The following is a 16,489-nucleotide window of genomic DNA, read 5'->3' on the forward strand; positions in this document are numbered from 1 at the left end:
GCCCTGCCGCGTTCTGTTGCCTTTCAGCCGATGACAAGTTCAGTCACCCGCCACACCTGTTTGCTCCGCTCCAGCCGGACGGCTACTGCGCGTGCGCGCACGTCGTCCACCACCACCGCACTGGCTTCGTAGACACCATCGCGGACTTCGCAGACGCGGACGGAGCGGACCGTGGAGTTGCGGTGGAGCCGGGCGAGCGCCGGATTGCCGGTCCGGGTGATTTCCCTCCTGATCAACGCGGCTCGGTGCTGCAGTGCGGCAAGGCAGCGGGGGTCTAGTCGTCGTGCGAGCTGATGGATCGGCCTGATGCCGGCGAGGACTTCCATTGCCGCCTGGACTGTGCCGCGGGTGATCGCGCGGACGTCCGCCATGGGGTCCACCGGGCGCAGAGGTGCCGGACCTCCGTCGCGGAAAGGCACCACGGGCGCAGTTGTAGACTGCGCGTGAGGTTGCTGGTCGGGCTCGGCTGCTCCGGGAGCAGTCCTGTCCCGAACGGCGTGTAGCGGTGTTGCTGCAGTCATTGGTCTTCCCCTTACTTTGTTGGCGACTGGTCCGGGCTGGGCTATTTCTGTCCAGCCAGCGGTGGCTGAAGAATCTGCCCTGGGAGCAGCACATCGGGATCCTGTCCGATGACTTTTCGGTTGGCCTCGTACCAGCGGGGCCAGTGAAGTGCGATGTCCAGGTCGGATACGCCGGGTCCCAAATGACGGGCCGCTATGTCCCACAGGGTGTCTCCGGCGTGGACGGTGACACCCTCGTCCTGCTGACCGTGTTTCCCTTCAACGGCACGGTGGTACGGAGCCGCGAGCATTCCCGGGTCTGGGACAGGCGTGGCAGGCTGCCAGCCGGGGTGGAAGGTTGACGGGGGAGTTGCTTCCGGCGCTCCGGCCAGTTCCGGTACAGAGGCGTGTTCCGGTGCCGTGGACGGCTCCCGTTCAGTAGCGCTTTCCGGTACGGTGGCCAGTTCCGGTGCGGCGGTCAGCGGCTCACCGCTGGCCCGCGGGGTATGGCCCTGAGTAGGGGCTGCGCCGGGTGTACCCGATTCCCCTCTTGTGGCTCCTTCGGTGGCAGGGACGGCAGGAGCCGAGGAGGATTGTCTTTGCGTCGGAGCCCATTCAGGCCCCGGCCCGGTAACTGCGGCATGGGCTGCCGGTCCCGCCAGAAGATGGACGGACAGTGCGCCCAGTACCAGTCTCTGCATGAACGCGGGTGAAAGTCTTCGGGTGGCTGCCGCTGCATTTGGACGGCCCTTCCGCTCCAGAATGGCCGTGACGGCAGCACATGCGAGTGACAGGATCCACCACGCCACAATGCCTGCGCCGGCAGCAGCTGCGCCCAACCCGAGGAGTTCCTCGACACCCGTTTCCTGTTTCCGGGCGGAAGCGTCCCCCAGTTGGCCAAGGAGGCCTGACCCGATGAAGCAAAGAAGAAGGCCCAGGAGCAGCACCCCCAGCGCTGTCAGGAGGTCACCGGGCTGTCCGGCAGCCCCAGCCTTGGCGCTATTTACTTCATTTGATGCAGTTTGATGCAGTTTGGTTCGCATAAACTCATTTTGGAGTCGATGGTTAAGATTTGTCCATACGCTGGAGAGAAGTTTCTTTGGGTTGACCGGTCTCCCGCTGGGTCCTACGCTGACGCAATGCGCTGGGATTCCCTTTTCAACGACATGGAAAGCCAATTTGCCGAGTCAGAGCGGTTGGCGCTTGACGCCGAAATCAATGAACGCACCAGGGCTGAGATGGTGGCTATGGAGCTTGCGGATCGGTTGCGGGGAGTGCTTGGCTGCCGGCTCGCCGCGCATCTCGACTGTGGGGAAGTGGTCCGGGGCGCACTGAGCCATGCAGGCGCGGATGCCCTTGTAATGGACGAGGAGCAGCACCAGGTTCTTATTCCGTACGCATCGGTGATGTGGTACGAAGGGCTGGGCCGGATAGCTGTGGCAGAGCCGTCACAGGTGCGCAGGGGTATTGGACTTGCCCACGCACTGCGCGGTCTCGCAAGGGACCGCGCGGAACTGTCCGTGACATTAAGGGGGCAGGGTTCTGGACCTGTCAGGCTCACGGGAGTGATCGACAGGGTGGGGAAGGACCACCTGGACCTGGCCGTCTACAGTCCCGGGGAGTCGCGACGCAGCAGTCAGGTCAACCAGGTATCGGTCATCCCCTTGGCATCCCTGGCTGCCATCAGGTCCCGGCGGTCCGGCGAACTCTAATGGCCTCGTCCACTGGGCCAGTGAATGATCCACGCGGGTGTCAGACGGACTTCGACTTCGACTCCTGGATCATCCGGCTTGCCTCGGCGTAGCGCTCCTCGATGTACTGCTCCAGCATCTTCTCTTCCACTCGCCACTGACCCCGTCCGCCAACCTGGATTGCTTTCAGTTCACCGCTGCGGACCAGCGCGTACGCGGCCGGAGAATTGATCTGGAGCTGCTCGGCAACATCTGCGAGCGTAAGGAACCTGGGCATGCTTCCATTTTGCCATCGAATGGCCGCAGGTGCTGTTGTTATCCACAGATTGGCCTTGTTTGCAGTTATGACTTTTGTTCCGGCGTCCCGGCGGTAACAATGAGGGTGAAACGGCGAGCAGGGCCGGCTTACAGGGGGAGAAGACGAGATGGTGCCTGAAGTATCTGCCACAGCGGCACGGCTGAAGCGGCCGTCCTGGAAGGATCCCCGGCTGCTGGCGGGGATCCTCCTGGTCCTGGTTTCCGTGGCCGGTGTCGTCTTCCTCACCGGCAGCGCGGACCGGACAACCGAAGTTTTCGCGGCACGTGACGGTATCGCAGTAGGGGAGCGCCTGACCCGGGACAACGTGGTGCGTGCCAAAGTGCGCCTGGGAGACACCGAGAGCCAGTACATCACGGCAGAGTCGGGGCTCCCGGAGGGCGTCGTGGCGGTTCAGCGCATTGGAAAGAACCAGCTGGTTCCCCGCGCCAGCCTTGGCGCGGTGGACGAACTCGACCGGAAGCCGGTGGCGCTTTCCATCGATGAAGCGCTCCCGGCGCAGGCAGTAGCCGGAGCCAGGGTGGATGTCTGGGTTGCCCAGGCGGACGCCCGAAACGGCTTCAGCGAGCCGAAGCTCCTCCTGTCCGGTGCTGAGATCGCCGAGGTAACAGCCGGCTCCACGGCATTGGGATCATCGAGGAAAACCGTCCTCATGGTGCTGGTGGAGGACAGTCACATGCCTGCGCTGCTGGGAGCCCAAGCAAACGGGGCAAAGATCTCGGTGGTCTGGAACCCGGGCGGCGGCGCCAAATGAGCATACCGGTGGTCACCGTTGGCCAGAGCCGGGAAGATCTGGTCGGTGGGCTGGAACGGTTGCACGGTCCTGTCACTGTGGTCCGGAGATGTACGGAACTTCCCGAGCTTCTTGCTGCATGCCAAAGCGGGCTGGCGCGGGCGGCGGTCGTAGCGGAGGGGTCCGAGGGGCTGACGTCCTCGCTGGTGGACCGGCTTTCAGCTGTTGGGGTGGCCATTGTTGCCTTGACGGACAACGCCGATGAAGCGGCCAGGCTGCGGGCGATAGGGGTAGATTCCGCGCTGACCGGCGTGGAGTCCGCTGCACTGTCGGACCGGATTGCCGAGGCCGTGTCCCAGCTGTCGGGATCGGGACTGCGCGCTGCCCCCAGGAGCAGCCCGGCTGATCCCGGCGATGCTCTGAAGCCGGTCCCGGTGGAGCCGTCTCCAGGCCCGGAGGAACCTGGGCAGGGGAGGATCATTGCCGTCTGGGGTCCGGCTGGAGCGCCCGGCCGGACCACCCTGGCTGCGAACATCGCAGGCGAACTGGCGGTGGATGGAAAAGGAGTGATCCTTGTCGACGCTGACAGCTACGGCGCCAGCATTGCAGCCGTGCTCGGGCTCCTCGATGAGTCCGCTGGCCTGGCGCAGGCGTGCCGCCTCGCAGACCAGGGCCTGTTGGACCGGGAGGCACTGGGAAAAATTGCAGCTCCAGTGGTAACAAAGTCAGGTACTTTCAGAGTGCTCACGGGCATCACGCGTGCAGACCGCTGGACGGAGCTTCGCGCCTCAGCCCTCGCGCTCGTCCTCGACCGCGCGCGGGAGTTAGCTGACGTGGTGGTGGTGGATGCCGGGTTTTGCCTTGAAGCGGATGAGGAGCTCAGCTTCGACACGATGGCGCCTCGCCGGAATGCGGCAACGCTACGGTCCCTTGAACTGGCCGATACGGTTTACGCGGTCGGCGCCGCCGATCCTGTCGGGGTCCCACGGCTGGTGCGCGGTCTCACCGAGCTGGAAGAGGCTGTTCCCGGCGTTTCGCCCATTGTCGTCATGAACCGGGTGCGTGCTTCGTCCGTCGGCAGGGGGCCGGAACGCCAGTTGAGGGACGCGTGGGAACGATACGGCCCGGCATCCGAACTGAAAGGGTTCCTGCCCCATGACCCTGCCGCGGCAGACGCTGCCCTCCTGGGAGGCTCACTGCTGCTTGAAGCCGCCCCCGATTCCCCGCTCCGCCATGCCATCCGCGAACTCGTTTGTGCACCCGCCCAACAAAAGCGAAAATCCTCTGTCTTTTCTTCCACAGCAAGGCGCCGGGCGAAGGACTAGGCTCGCCATAAGGGCTGCAATGGTGCAGCAAATATTTCGTGATGGAGGCGTTTGTCGATGTCGTCTGGATCCAGCGTGGAGGATCAGCCCCTTTCCATTGAAGGCGATGAGGGTTTCATTGGGGACTACTACCAGCACCTAGCCGAAGAGGACGCCCGGGCCTACCCGCGGGACGTGCTGGTGGCGCGGGCGGACCACCACCGGGACGTTGCCTCGGTCCGGCAAAAGGGCCAGGCGAAAATTGCCATCATGGACGAGGAAGACAGCAGCGTCGTCTTCGTTGTTACCGATGACATGCCGTTCCTGGTCGATTCCGTGAATGCCGAGCTTGTCCGGCAGCATGCCGCCATCAAGCTGGTACTCCACCCATTGTTCGTGGCGACGCGTAACCGGCAGAGCGGCGAGCTCGCCAAGGTCAACAGGGTCCCTGCGCACCTCGGGATATCCAGCGGCGACACGGCTGCCATGCCCAACCTTTCGCACCTGATTGCCCAGGGCGGGAATGCCTCCCACATGGAGTCCTGGATCGCCGTCGAGATTAACCGTGTCTCACAGGAGGCAAAGGCAGCCCTCCTCGAGGGACTCGAACGTGTCCTCAAGGATGTGCGCGCCGCCGTCGAGGACTGGCCAAAGATGCGCCAGAGGGCCGTCCAGATCGCCGAAAGCCTGGACCAGATCGCAAATCCTGCACAGATCGCGGAGCTCCGGCAGGCGAAGGACCTGCTGCGCTGGCTCGACGATGGGAACTTCACGTTCCTTGGCTACCGGGAGTATGACCTGGTGAACGTCGACGGCGAAGACGTCCTGGAGCTGCGCGACAATAGCGGCCTGGGGCTGCTTCGGGATTCCGAAGACTCGCCCCACATCCAGCACCTCACGGATACTGGCCGGAAAAAAGCGCGGGAAAAGCGTGCACTGGTCATCACTAAGGCAAACTCCAGGTCAACCGTGCATCGTTCGGCCTACCTGGACTACATCGGGGTCAAGAGCTTCGACGCCGAGGGCAACGTCAATGGGGAGCGCCGCTTCATTGGGCTCTTTGCCACCAGCGCCTACACCGGCTCCGTCCGGGCCATTCCCATCGTGCGTGAAAAGGTCGATGCGGTGCTCCAGAGCGCCGGCTTCCCGCCGGACTCCCACTCCGGGAAGGACCTGCTGGGGATCCTGGAAACGTACCCCCGGGATGAGTTGTTCCAGATCGAGATCCAGGATTTGGCCGCAACGGCCCTCGGGATCCAGAAGCTGCAGGAGCGCCGCCGCACCAGGCTCTTCCTCAGGCCGGACATCTACGGCAGGTTCATGTCCGCCGTGGTCTACCTTCCCAGGGACAGGTACACCACCAACGTCAGGCTCCGCATCGAGCAGGAACTCCGCGAAACGTTCCAGGCTGTTTCCATCGACTACGAGGCCCGCATGACGGAGTCGGCCCTCGCGCGGCTGTTCTTCCGCATCCGGCTGCCCAAGAATGCCGACTTCAGTGGCGTAAATACCGTGGAACTCGAGAAGCGCCTTGTCCGTGCCGCCCGTTCGTGGAGCGAAGGCATCGCAGAGGTGCTGCGCGAGAGCCGGGACGTTGCCGACGCGAAGGAGCTTGCCGCCATCTGGTCCGAGGCATTCCCGGCCAGCTACCGCGTGGATTACGAAGTGGAGGACGCCCTCGAAGACATTGCGCGCTTCGAGAAGTACGGCGCCGCCGCGGAACGGGCCGAAGGTGCTGTCCAGGAGCGGCCCGGCGTCCACGTCTACCTTCCGGAAGGGGCGGGTGCAACGCTGGAGGAGGACGCACGCGTCAAGCTCTACATGCTGGAACCCAAGAGCCTCAGCCAGATCCTCCCGTACTTCCACAACCTTGGCCTGGAAGTCCTGGACGAGCGGCCCTTCGAAATTGAAACCGCGGACAGCCGCGACTTCTTCCTGTATGACCTGGGCCTGAAGTACCCGGCCAAGGTGGATCCGCTCTCAACCGGGCAACTGCTGGCCGATTCCTTCGGCGCTGCCGTTACGGGCGCATCCGAGTCGGACAGCTTCGACCGGCTGGTCCTGAGGGAGGGGCTGCACTGGCGGCAGGTCACCGTGCTGCGGGCCTACGCGCGGTACATGCGCCAGATGGGCAACACCAACTCATTTGGGTTCATGGCAGACACCCTTTTGGCTAACCCACGGGTGACCAAGGGGCTTAACGCCCTGTTCGCGGCGCGCTTCGACCCGTCCCTAAGCGACGACGAGCGGGCCGAGGCCCAAGCCTCCGTCCGCAAGGATCTGGACGTGTCCATCGAGAAGGTGGCAACGCTCGACGCCGACAGGGTCCTGCGCACGTTCGTCAACCTGATCGAGGCGACGCTCCGGACGAACTACTACCAGGACAGGGCTCACCTGAGCTTCAAACTCGATCCATCACAGATCGAGGGCCTGCCGTTCCCGCGCCCCATGTTCGAGATCTGGGTCTACTCGCCGCGCGTCGAGGGCGTCCACCTCCGCTTCGGCAAGGTGGCCCGCGGCGGGCTGCGCTGGTCCGACCGCCGCGAGGATTTCCGCACCGAGATCCTTGGGCTGGTGAAGGCGCAGACAGTAAAGAATGCGGTCATCGTGCCCACGGGCGCCAAGGGCGGGTTCTTCGCCAAGCAGCTGCCGGACCCCACTGCAGACCGTGCCGCCTGGATGGCGGAAGGGATCGAAAGCTACAAGACCTTTATCAGGGGCCTGCTGGACATTACCGACAACCTCATTACGGAAGGTGACAGCGAAAGTCTCGTGCCGCCGTCGGACGTTGTCAGGCATGACGACGCCGATTCCTACCTCGTGGTGGCTGCCGACAAGGGCACTGCGACCTTCTCGGACATTGCCAACGGCCTGTCTGCGGAGTACGGATTCTGGCTTGGGGACGCGTTCGCGTCCGGCGGCTCCGTGGGGTACGACCACAAAGCTATGGGCATCACCGCCCGAGGCGCCTGGGAGTCGGTGAAGCGGCACTTCAGCGAGCTCGACCTTGATACGCAGACCCAGCCGTTCACCGTGGTCGGCGTGGGTGACATGTCCGGCGACGTGTTCGGTAACGGCATGCTGCTCTCCCGCCACATCCGCCTCCTCGCCGCCTTCGACCACCGGCACATCTTCCTCGACCCCAACCCCGACGAGGAAGCCTCGTTCGTGGAACGGCAGCGTTTGTTTGAGCTGCCCAGGTCCTCGTGGGATGACTACGACAAATCGCTGATCAGTGAGGGCGGCGGCGTTTTTGCCCGACAGGCCAAGTCCATTCCGGTATCGACCGAGGTTCGTGCCGCGCTGGGCCTGCCGGCCGATACAACCGAACTCAGCCCGCCGGAACTCCTCCGCGCGATCCTCCTGGCCCCCGCGGACCTGCTCTACAACGGCGGCATCGGTACATACGTCAAGGCGAGCACCGAAACAAACGCGATGGTCGGGGACAAGGCCAACGATGCGATCCGCGTCGACGGCCGGGACCTGCGCGTCAAGGTGGTGGGCGAAGGCGGAAACCTCGGCATGACGCAGCGCGGGCGCATTGAAGCGGCGCTGCAGGGCGTCATCCTCAACACGGACGCCATCGATAACTCCGCCGGCGTGGACTGCTCCGACCATGAAGTGAACATCAAGATTTTCGTGGACCGGATGGTGGCGGCCGGAAAGCTGTCGCCCGAGGAACGTGCAGGCTTCCTGGCGTCGATGACGGACGAAGTGGGCCGGCTGGTGCTCGAAGACAACATCGACCAGAACATCCTGCTGCTGAATGACCGGACCAGGGTGGCCGAGTGGAGCCCCAGCTATGAACGGCTGATGGACTGGCTGGAGAAGAAGGCCGACCTGAAGAGGGACCTTGAGGCGCTTCCCACCACGGAGACCCTGCACGAGAGGCTGCAGCAGGGGCAGGGACTGACATCACCGGAACTTTCGGTGCTGGCCGCTTACGCGAAGATCGAGCTGGCGACGGCGCTGCGGGAAAGCGACCTGGCCGATGACCCCTGGTTCAGGCAGACGCTGCGCGCCTATTTCCCCGCGCAGCTGCGCGAACGCTTCGACGCCGAACTGGACACCCATCCGCTCCGCCGCGAAATCATTGCCACGGTGGTTGCCAACGACATCATCAACCTCGGCGGCATTACGTTCGCCTTCCGGGTGATGGAGGAAACGTCCGCCAGCGAAGTGGCCGTGGCCAAGGCGTTTGTTGCGCTGAGGGAGGTCTACGATCTGGACACCATGGTGGGGGAACTGAACAACCTCCCGGCGTCCTTCCCCACGGAGCACTGGAGCACTGTCCACTTGGACATCCGGCGGCTGCTGGACCGGGCCGTCCGCTGGCTCCTGGGACAGGGAACGCTGTCGCGGCCCATCGCAGACGTGGTCTCGGAGTTCAAACCGGTGATGGAACCGATGCGCGCGCGCCTGCTGGAGTACCTGCGCGGCGATGACCGGAAACGGGTTGCCAGCTGGCTGGAGAACGCACGCGAGTGGGAGCTGCCGGAAGGTCTGGCCTTGCGCTGGGCAGAGCTTTTCGAAAGCTTCGTGCTGCTGGACATCGCCAAGATTGCCCGCGTGCGCAAGGACCCGGTGGAAGAGATCGCCGCCGTCTACTACACCGTCTTCAACCGGTTCCATGCAGATTCACTGCTGGAACGGATCAGCAGCCTCCCCCGGCAGGACAGGTGGCAGGCGCTGGCCAGGGCAGCCTTGCGGGATGACCTGTACTCCACCATCTCGGACATGACGACGGCGGTGCTGGACGCCACTGCCGCCGCTGACTCGCCGGAGGCGCGGCTGAAGGACTGGGAGGCCCGGAATGCAGAGCAGCTCACCAGGGCGAAGAGCATGTTTGACGAGGTGAATTCGCTCGAGGCGGACGATATGGCGTCACTGTCGGTAGCATTGAGGCTCTTGAGGTCAATCGTCCGACGCTAGCAAGTCCGGCGTCGAAAATGGAGGTGCAGTGGCAATCTTTACGGACCCTATCAGGGAACACGCTGATTTTGGGCCGGGCGATGCCGAGTGGCTGCACCTCCTGGTGGGGGACTGGCAGATGGTTGCGGACCTTGCTTTCGCGGACCTTGCCCTGTGGTTTCCCCACCCTGAGCTTGGCTACGTGGCGCTCGCCCACGTGCGGCCCTCCACCACGCACACCGTGTTCCACGGGGACTTCGTGGGGGAGGGCATCCGCTCGGACCTGCAGCCCCTTGTGGACAAGGCCTGGAACAGCCGTTCCATCGAGCGCTCCAGTGAAACCAACTGGAGCAGCGATATGGCCCTCCGCGTGGAGGCCGTTCCCATGGTCCGCAACGGGCGCACCCTGGCGGTGGTCACCACCCACATGGACCTCTCCAGCTCGCGGATGCCTTCGCGCCTTGAACTGACCTACCGGCAGTGTGCATACGACCTCCTCCGGATGGGCACGCTGGGGCTGTGGCCGGACTTCGCCTCGCCCACAGGTTCCCGCCGCGGCGCACCCCGGGTTGGGGACGGACTTATCCGGCTGGATGCGGAGGGAATCGTGCAGTACGCGAGCCCCAACGGAGTCTCTGCGTTCAGGCGGCTCGGTGACGGGGAGTCCTTGGAGGGCCGCTCACTGGCCGAGGTGACCGCCAGCCTGCTGAAGGACCGCCGCATGGTTGATGAGACGTTGCCCTTGGTGGTTACCGGGCGGATGCCTTGGCGCAGCGAAATTGAATCCCGTGGCGTGAGCCTGTCACTGCGCGCCATTCCGCTGCGGGACGAGCAGCAACGGTTCGGTGCACTGGTCCTGTGCCGTGATGTGTCGGAGCTTCGCCGGCGTGAAATGGAGCTGGTGACCAAAGACGCCACAATCCGCGAGATCCACCACCGGGTCAAGAACAACCTGCAGACTGTCGCGGCGCTGCTGCGCATGCAGTCCCGCCGCATGGTCAGCGACGAAGCAAAGCAAGGGCTGGAGCAGGCCATGCGCCGGGTGGCCACCATTGCGCTCGTCCACGAGACACTGTCCCAGGGGCTCACGCAGAGCGTTGATTTCGACGAGCTGATCGGGCGCCAGTTCCGGCTGTCGGCCGAAGTCGCCTCACCCTCGCAGCAGGTCCGGACGGAACGATCCGGCACTTTCGGAGAGCTGCCGAGCGATCTTGCCACCCCGCTGGCCCTGGTCATCAACGAACTGGTGACCAACGCTGTGGAGCACGGGCTCGAGGGCAGGGCCGGGACTGTCTGGCTCATCGCTGACCGCTCCGAGGGGGATGACGGTGAGGAACTCACCGTCACCATTGCCGACGACGGCGTGGGACTTCCGGATACGCCTCACGTTGAGGGGCTGGGGCTTCAAATCGTACGGACCTTGGTGACCAGCGAGCTCGGCGGGACTATCCAGTGGCGGCCGCGCGAAGGCGGCGGCACCGCAGTGGAGATCCGGATCAGCCTGGCTGGCAAATAGGTTCAGGCCCAGGAAGCTCTGGCTGGCCCCGACGTTCACGTTGGTTCGCCGAACAACAACAGCCCCGGCAACAACCATTGAGGTTGCGGCCGGGGCTGTTGTTTTGTGGGTGAGGTGTTCCTAGGAGGCGCGGCGGGCGCGGGCAGCGCGGCGCTTCAGCGCCCGGCGCTCGTCTTCGCTCATACCGCCCCAGACGCCTGCGTCCTGGCCCGACTCCAAAGCCCACTGCAGGCACGTGTCCACGACGGGGCAGCGGCGGCAGACGCTTTTTGCTTCTTCGATCTGCAGAAGGGCTGGCCCGGTGTTCCCGACGGGGAAGAAGAGTTCGGGGTCCTTTTCAAGGCACGCTGCGCGGTTACGCCAATCCATGCTGATCAGTTGCTCCATTTCTGGGAAGAGCCCTTGTGAAATTATTCACTAGTGGCTACAAAGGAAAAGGGCCCGGCAGGGCCCCCTTGGTCATCTGGATCAAGCCTGTCATGTTAACGGCGTGTAAACAAGAGGTAATAACGCTTGATATCCGCGGAAAGCTGAGCGATGCGTCACACTGGCGGTGATGGCCCCAACCACTGTCCGACTATGTCCGGTAGGGTGCCAGTGTGTCAAGACCCCCAATAAACCCAGCGAACCCGCCTTCCTCTTCCGAAGAATCCGGCCAGGGGCCGCAGAGGCCTGATGGGGGTGCCCAGGGTCCCCGGCCGCCGGCGGTGATTGTCGTGACTTTGGTGGTTGCCGTGGAAGCCACGGCCCTTCTGCTCGCTGCTTGCTGGTACGGGTACCAGCTGGCCATCGGAAGCCCGGTCCTGTCCTTCTGGGGAGCGGTTTTCACGTTGGGGTTACTGCTGGCTTTTTCGGCGTGGCTGTACGCGGTGGGCGTCTATCTTTACCGGGGCTACCGCTGGACCCGTGCCGCTGCCCTTGTCGCGCAGCTGTTCGTTCTGACCATCGGGTTGCCAACCCTTAGCGGTGGCCTCGTGCTCGTCGGCCTCGCAATGCTGCTTCCTGCGGTCGCCGCGATCGTGCTCCTTTTCCACAGCACAGTGATCAGCTACGCTTCCCGCACCGGGCGATCCACCCCGGCGCTGTGACCGGCTGCCACGTCGTGTCACTACGTGCCTGTCCAGGCCACCTGAACCGCCGAGGACTTGCCTCGGGCAATCAGCACACCCCTGCCTGCGGGCGGATTGGGTTCTATCTCGAAGCGGATTCCGTAGAGGTCTCCCTCCGACGTTGACCGCGGGGACAGCAGGAGTCCAGTCCCGGCGGCGCGCGCGTCCATGGCCAGCGGGACGCGCTGGATCAGCAAAGGACTGTAGTTGGCCGTGAAGATTACTGCATGGCCCAACGCGTGCAAGTCAGAGATGTCCCGCTGGGGCCCCGCAGCCAGGAGGTCGATGTCGTCCACCAACAGCACTGCTTTTCCAGGCAGTCTTCCCTCCCTCGCCTTTTTCAAGGTTTCCTTCCATAACTCGCCGGGGTCACTCATCCGGCCTGGGTGAATCCAGCGGTCCGCATCGGGATTCAGCGTCTGCAGGGTCTGCAGGAAGTTCGTTTTCCCGGACCCTGGTCCCCCCAGGACGGCGAAGGTACCCCCGGACGGGACGTGCACAAAGACGGGGTCAAGTTCGTCGCCACCGACGCCGAAAAGCACGTTCCACGTCGTTGAAGGACAGGTCTCCCGGCGCTGTGGGACCCGAACCACGCCGGGAGCCGATAAGCCTTCCGGAATATTCGTCCCGGCCTCCCCGGCCTCCCCGGCATCCCCGGCATCCCCGGCGTCGGCTGTCCCGGTCCCCGCTTCATGCGTGACTGCATTCCTGGACGAAGACTGTCCCGGGTCCGCTTCCAGTCCCGGATCCTCCATTCGTTCCACTGCCGCCCTGACCTCCGCGGCTGTTACCAGGGCGGGCAGCGGTTCAATGTGGAACGGCCGCTTCCCGGATTGCTGCGTCGCCTTCCATCCGGCGCCGTCGGGCCCGGAAACGTCAGGAGCGGGTTCGTAAAGTTGGCACACAGACGCGGTGCCGCAGGCGATGGAACCAAAAGCTACTCCCCGGCCCTTGACCGCGGCAGTGGACGGCATCCTTGGCCAGGCTGTCCTGCTCTCCTCATTTGAACCGGTGGGGAAATAGATGCGGTTGGGCAGGGACCCGCAGAACCTGGCGGTGACGAGTTCCCGCTCCCCGGAAATGATGACGGTGATACCCGCCCTGGCGCCGTCGCGGACAAGATCCTGCACCAGTTCCTCGGCCCAGGCCAACGGGCCGGCCGGAAAAGCCGAGACCCAGGAACCCCATCCGGAGATGGCGAGAAGCAGCGGAACGCCCCCGTGGTCAGTCCGGCTCAGTCGGGCAGCCATTTCCCGGCCCAGCCGTTCCAGGACGCGGACGCCGCGCCGCAGCTCATGCAGCCCGGTGTGGGCTCCGGTCCGAGGGTGCACTGCCAGCCCGTTGAAGACCGCGGAAGCGTCCAGGAAGTAGCAGTGTGTTTCGTCGGCATGTTCTGCCACGTCGTGGACTGCCAGCTCGAGGGCTTCGCATGCTCCTGACGCCGGACTTCCTATCAAGGCAAGATGGCCGTCTTTTGACGGGTTCCAGACCAGCGATCTGATTTCCTGCTGGTGGGGCACATCGACCAGGCCCAAAGCACCGGCCTTCCCTCGTGTCCCGCCAAGTTCCGGGAGCGCCCCGGCCGGACCTGTTTCGGGCCGGGCGGCCTTGAGCGGCAGCGGAGGGGCTACCGGAAGCCGGGGTGCAGATCCTGCCTGCGACGCCCAAAGATCCCGAACCATCGCAACGAGAGGGGCTGCTGCCTCTGCTGGGGTCCGGCCCGGGGCGTCTGTTCCGGCAGGGTTGTCTTGGTCGCGGGCCGAGAGGAAATCGGTGGTGAGCTGAACCTTGACTTCATTTACGCCACTGTCCGGGGTGGGTATCCCGGTGGACGCAGATTGAAACTCCAGAGGCGGTTCCGTGCCGCGGGCAATGAAGGCGCGGCCCGGCGTGCTGAGGCTTATTCCGGCAGCGGCCTTTGTGGTGAGGATGTCGTGGGACTCCACGTCGGATTGGACGCGGAGCGCGATGCTGGAGGTGACGTTTGCCCGGATATCGGCGGTTAGTGCTCCCTGGGGCCGCTGGGTGGCCATGACCAGGTGCAGGCCAAGCGAGCGGCCGATGGAGGCGATGCGCATCAGTTCGCGGAGCGCTTCGGGTGCGTCGTCCACGAGCATGCGGAACTCGTCGATGACGATGACCAAGTGGGGAAGTGGAAGATCCCGGGATGCTGGTGTTTCCCGGTAGGAGGCAAGGTCCGGAACCTGTGCCGCGGCGAGGGCTTGCTCACGGAGCCTGATTTCAGCCTTGAGCGAGGTAAGCGTCCGTTCGAGCTCATGGGCCGACAAGTCGGTCAGGACGCCGACGCAGTGGACCAGTCCGGCCAGAGGGCCGAGACCTGCACCGCCTTTGAAATCCACAAAGAGGAAATTGATCCGGTCGGGCGGATGGGTGAGCGCCAGTGCCAGCACCAGAGTGCGGAGCAGCTCCGATTTGCCTGAGCCCGTTGTCCCTGCAACCAGCAGGTGCGGACCGTCGGTTTGCAGGTCCAGGACCAGGGGGCCCGCTGCCTGCATGCCCAGGGGGACTGCCAGGGTTCCTGCGCGGGCAGTCGAGTTCCAGCGGGCAGCAGTGTGGGCGGGGGAAGGCGGCAGCAGGTCGTCAAGGCTGCAGGCGGGGGGAACTGAGTTCTCCACGCGGTTGAGCAGTCCTGGAAAAGCTGCCAGTTGTCTGCAGTAGCTGCTGAACACGTCATCAGGTGCCAGGTCCGGGACGAACGTAACCTCCCTGCCCGGTTCCCGCAGGCGTGATTGCCCCTCGGTCAGTTTTATGTCGGAGACGCCGGGTGGGCAGTCAGCCGCAGAAAACTCAAGCACTTGCCAGTTCTGCTGAGCCGCCGTTTCGCGCAGCCCTGCCGCATCCTTGCCCAGGGAGGCCGTGAGCAGGAGGATGCCATGGTCAAAGTCACGAGTAAAACCGTCGGTGATCGCGCGCAGGCACGCCTGCCGGGACACGGCGAAAGTCACACTATGGAGAAAACGGGCAGGCAGGGGAAGGCTTACTGGACGGCCGCAGATCACCATGCGTGTCCTGCAGCCTCCTGGATACCCGGCCAGTTGCATGACGAGTGATCGCAGCATTCCGTCCAGCATGGTGCGCGATCCCCGCAAGGTGGTGGGGCTATGCGCCGGGTTCAACATCACGGGCACTTCCCCGACAGACGGAATGGCGTGCTGAGCGCTCCCTGATTCAATCTTCAGGTTGGCCGTTTGGGGAGCCAGTCCCAGCCGCAGCCACACCCTGGCCTCCGCGCGTGCTGTAGAAGGCGCAACCTGGGCGTGGGTCGCAGCAAGCACCAGCAGCGCCAGTGACGGACCGGCGCGGTTCCGCCGCTTCTGGTCATCCTTGACCGCGGCGCTGATCCTTTTCGTGAATTCCCGCCGCTGGCGGCGCCCGGAGGTCAGCGGGATAAGCACGGATACCGCCGAAACCGCAGCGAAAGCAAGGAACATCCACATGCCTGTGAGGACTGCGAGTCCGATGCCGACGGCCAGGGGGAGCACGGCAGTAAGCAAAAGGATGCCACGGTTGCCGGACTCTGGACGCCCCGCAACGGTGAGGGGATCCTGGACTGAAGTGCCGGCGTCGGCAAGTGCTTTGTCCGGGGCATCCAGAAAGACCAGGGACATCATCGAACTGCCGCAGCGGATGGAGGAAACCGTCGAGATCAGTGCATGGCGGACCCGTTCGCCGTCGATGTACGTGCCGTTGGCACTGCCCAGATCGACGATCATGATGTCCTTTTCGGTGACTACCAGGCGGGCATGTTCCCGGGAAAGTTCAGGGTCCGGGATCACTATGCGCGTATTGCTTCTGCCGATGGTGTACGTGCCGCGCTGCAGGGGGATCAGGGTGCCGGCTCCGGCGCCGCTGTGAACAGCCAAAGCGATGGGGGCGGCGGGATCGGAGTCGGGCCGCCGCCGGGATCTCCGGCCAGCGGGCTGGCTTCCGCCGTCAACCAGCACGGCGCCCGGGACCAGGGGCGCCGTTCCGAGGCTCAGGGAGCACAGGTCCTCCCCGCCAACAAAGACAGCTCCCGTGCCGAACGTCCTGACGAGCTCAGCGTGGATTGCCTCACCGGACGTGCCGGGAGGAGCCGTGACAGTGAGTTCCAGGGGTAGTCCGGCCTGCGGCGACTGCGGGCCTCGGACCAGGGTGCAGTGAAGCGTCATGGGTGCAGATCCTTTGGTGCCTTTGCACTCACGCTAGCCAGAGGCGCTGAATGCGCGCCGCTCCGTTATGTCCTATGTGGATAAGCTCCCCGGGTGCGCTGGCAGACATGTTGTGGACCGCCCCAGTGCTCAGCCGGGACCCCCAGCACTGCCCAGTGAGACGAGGGGTGACAGCAGCCCGATTCGACGGGCGCCACAATCACTCGGGTAGGCTAGAGCAGCAGACAATGCGCACCA

11 protein-coding genes are annotated in these 16,489 nt (G+C 64.5%); 6 read left to right on the forward strand and 5 right to left on the reverse strand.

Annotated features, from left to right (window positions below; translation table 11 throughout):
• Positions 1-23: 23 nt before the first annotated feature.
• Both AC6CHP_RS02825 and AC6CHP_RS02830 read right to left on the reverse strand, forming a co-directional pair.
• Positions 24-521: an Rv3235 family protein gene (locus AC6CHP_RS02825; protein WP_188727747.1), complete on the reverse strand. Its 498-nt coding sequence runs from the start codon at positions 519-521 to the stop codon at positions 24-26.
• A 41-nt stretch (positions 522-562) separates the two neighbouring features.
• Positions 563-1,543, reverse strand: a complete 981-nt coding sequence (locus AC6CHP_RS02830) for a LysM peptidoglycan-binding domain-containing protein (protein WP_498228103.1) — start codon at positions 1,541-1,543, stop codon at positions 563-565.
• Between the two features lie 96 nt (positions 1,544-1,639).
• On the opposite strand from AC6CHP_RS02830, the gene AC6CHP_RS02835 reads away from it, so the two are divergent.
• Positions 1,640-2,212: a hypothetical protein gene (locus AC6CHP_RS02835; RefSeq protein WP_377193811.1), complete on the forward strand. Its 573-nt coding sequence runs from the start codon at positions 1,640-1,642 to the stop codon at positions 2,210-2,212.
• A gap of 40 nt (positions 2,213-2,252) precedes the next feature.
• On the opposite strand, the gene AC6CHP_RS02840 is transcribed toward AC6CHP_RS02835, so the two are convergent.
• Positions 2,253-2,468: a helix-turn-helix domain-containing protein gene (locus AC6CHP_RS02840; RefSeq protein ID WP_045729765.1), complete on the reverse strand. Its 216-nt coding sequence runs from the start codon at positions 2,466-2,468 to the stop codon at positions 2,253-2,255.
• 148 nt (positions 2,469-2,616) lie between these two features.
• On the opposite strand from AC6CHP_RS02840, the gene AC6CHP_RS02845 reads away from it, so the two are divergent.
• The 4 genes from AC6CHP_RS02845 to AC6CHP_RS02860 are packed head-to-tail and all read left to right on the forward strand — an operon-like array spanning position 2,617 to position 10,971.
• Entirely contained in the window at positions 2,617-3,261 is a 645-nt protein-coding gene (locus AC6CHP_RS02845) for a hypothetical protein (protein ID WP_188727753.1), read from the forward strand.
• Positions 3,258-4,565, forward strand: coding sequence for a CpaE/TadZ family protein (locus AC6CHP_RS02850; protein WP_188727755.1), 1,308 nt, complete (start codon positions 3,258-3,260; stop codon positions 4,563-4,565). The genes AC6CHP_RS02845 and AC6CHP_RS02850 overlap by 4 nt, the downstream gene beginning before the upstream one ends.
• Before the next feature lie 57 nt (positions 4,566-4,622).
• Positions 4,623-9,476: an NAD-glutamate dehydrogenase gene (locus tag AC6CHP_RS02855; protein WP_498228104.1), complete on the forward strand. Its 4,854-nt coding sequence runs from the start codon at positions 4,623-4,625 to the stop codon at positions 9,474-9,476.
• 28 nt (positions 9,477-9,504) lie between these two features.
• Complete coding sequence (locus AC6CHP_RS02860) at positions 9,505-10,971, forward strand: sensor histidine kinase (RefSeq protein WP_104184989.1); 1,467 nt, start codon at positions 9,505-9,507, stop codon at positions 10,969-10,971.
• Positions 10,972-11,091: 120 nt separating this feature from the next.
• On the opposite strand, the gene AC6CHP_RS02865 is transcribed toward AC6CHP_RS02860, so the two are convergent.
• The gene (locus tag AC6CHP_RS02865) at positions 11,092-11,340 is read right to left on the reverse strand and encodes a WhiB family transcriptional regulator (protein ID WP_015937605.1); all 249 of its coding nucleotides are present in this window, start codon (positions 11,338-11,340) and stop codon (positions 11,092-11,094) included.
• Between the two features lie 347 nt (positions 11,341-11,687).
• On the opposite strand from AC6CHP_RS02865, the gene AC6CHP_RS02870 reads away from it, so the two are divergent.
• On the forward strand, positions 11,688-12,059 hold the full coding sequence (locus tag AC6CHP_RS02870) for a hypothetical protein (protein WP_229675212.1): 372 nt from the start codon (positions 11,688-11,690) through the stop codon (positions 12,057-12,059).
• A gap of 20 nt (positions 12,060-12,079) precedes the next feature.
• On the opposite strand, the gene AC6CHP_RS02875 is transcribed toward AC6CHP_RS02870, so the two are convergent.
• Entirely contained in the window at positions 12,080-16,252 is a 4,173-nt protein-coding gene (locus AC6CHP_RS02875) for an FtsK/SpoIIIE domain-containing protein (protein WP_498228105.1), read from the reverse strand.
• Positions 16,253-16,489: the final 237 nt, after the last annotated feature.

Source organism: Pseudarthrobacter sp. GQ63 (genome assembly GCF_059758765.1).

Coding starts and splice junctions, on each gene's coding strand:
- AC6CHP_RS02855 (WP_498228104.1), top strand. CDS start 4,623: ATGTCGTCTGGATCCAGCGTGGAGGATCAGCCCCTTTCCATTGAAGGC.
- AC6CHP_RS02835 (WP_377193811.1), top strand. CDS start 1,640: ATGCGCTGGGATTCCCTTTTCAACGACATGGAAAGCCAATTTGCCGAG.
- AC6CHP_RS02840 (WP_045729765.1), bottom strand. CDS start 2,468: ATGCCCAGGTTCCTTACGCTCGCAGATGTTGCCGAGCAGCTCCAGATC.
- AC6CHP_RS02850 (WP_188727755.1), top strand. CDS start 3,258: ATGAGCATACCGGTGGTCACCGTTGGCCAGAGCCGGGAAGATCTGGTC.
- AC6CHP_RS02830 (WP_498228103.1), bottom strand. CDS start 1,543: ATGCGAACCAAACTGCATCAAACTGCATCAAATGAAGTAAATAGCGCC.
- AC6CHP_RS02875 (WP_498228105.1), bottom strand. CDS start 16,252: ATGACGCTTCACTGCACCCTGGTCCGAGGCCCGCAGTCGCCGCAGGCC.
- AC6CHP_RS02825 (WP_188727747.1), bottom strand. CDS start 521: ATGACTGCAGCAACACCGCTACACGCCGTTCGGGACAGGACTGCTCCC.
- AC6CHP_RS02865 (WP_015937605.1), bottom strand. CDS start 11,340: ATGGATTGGCGTAACCGCGCAGCGTGCCTTGAAAAGGACCCCGAACTC.
- AC6CHP_RS02845 (WP_188727753.1), top strand. CDS start 2,617: ATGGTGCCTGAAGTATCTGCCACAGCGGCACGGCTGAAGCGGCCGTCC.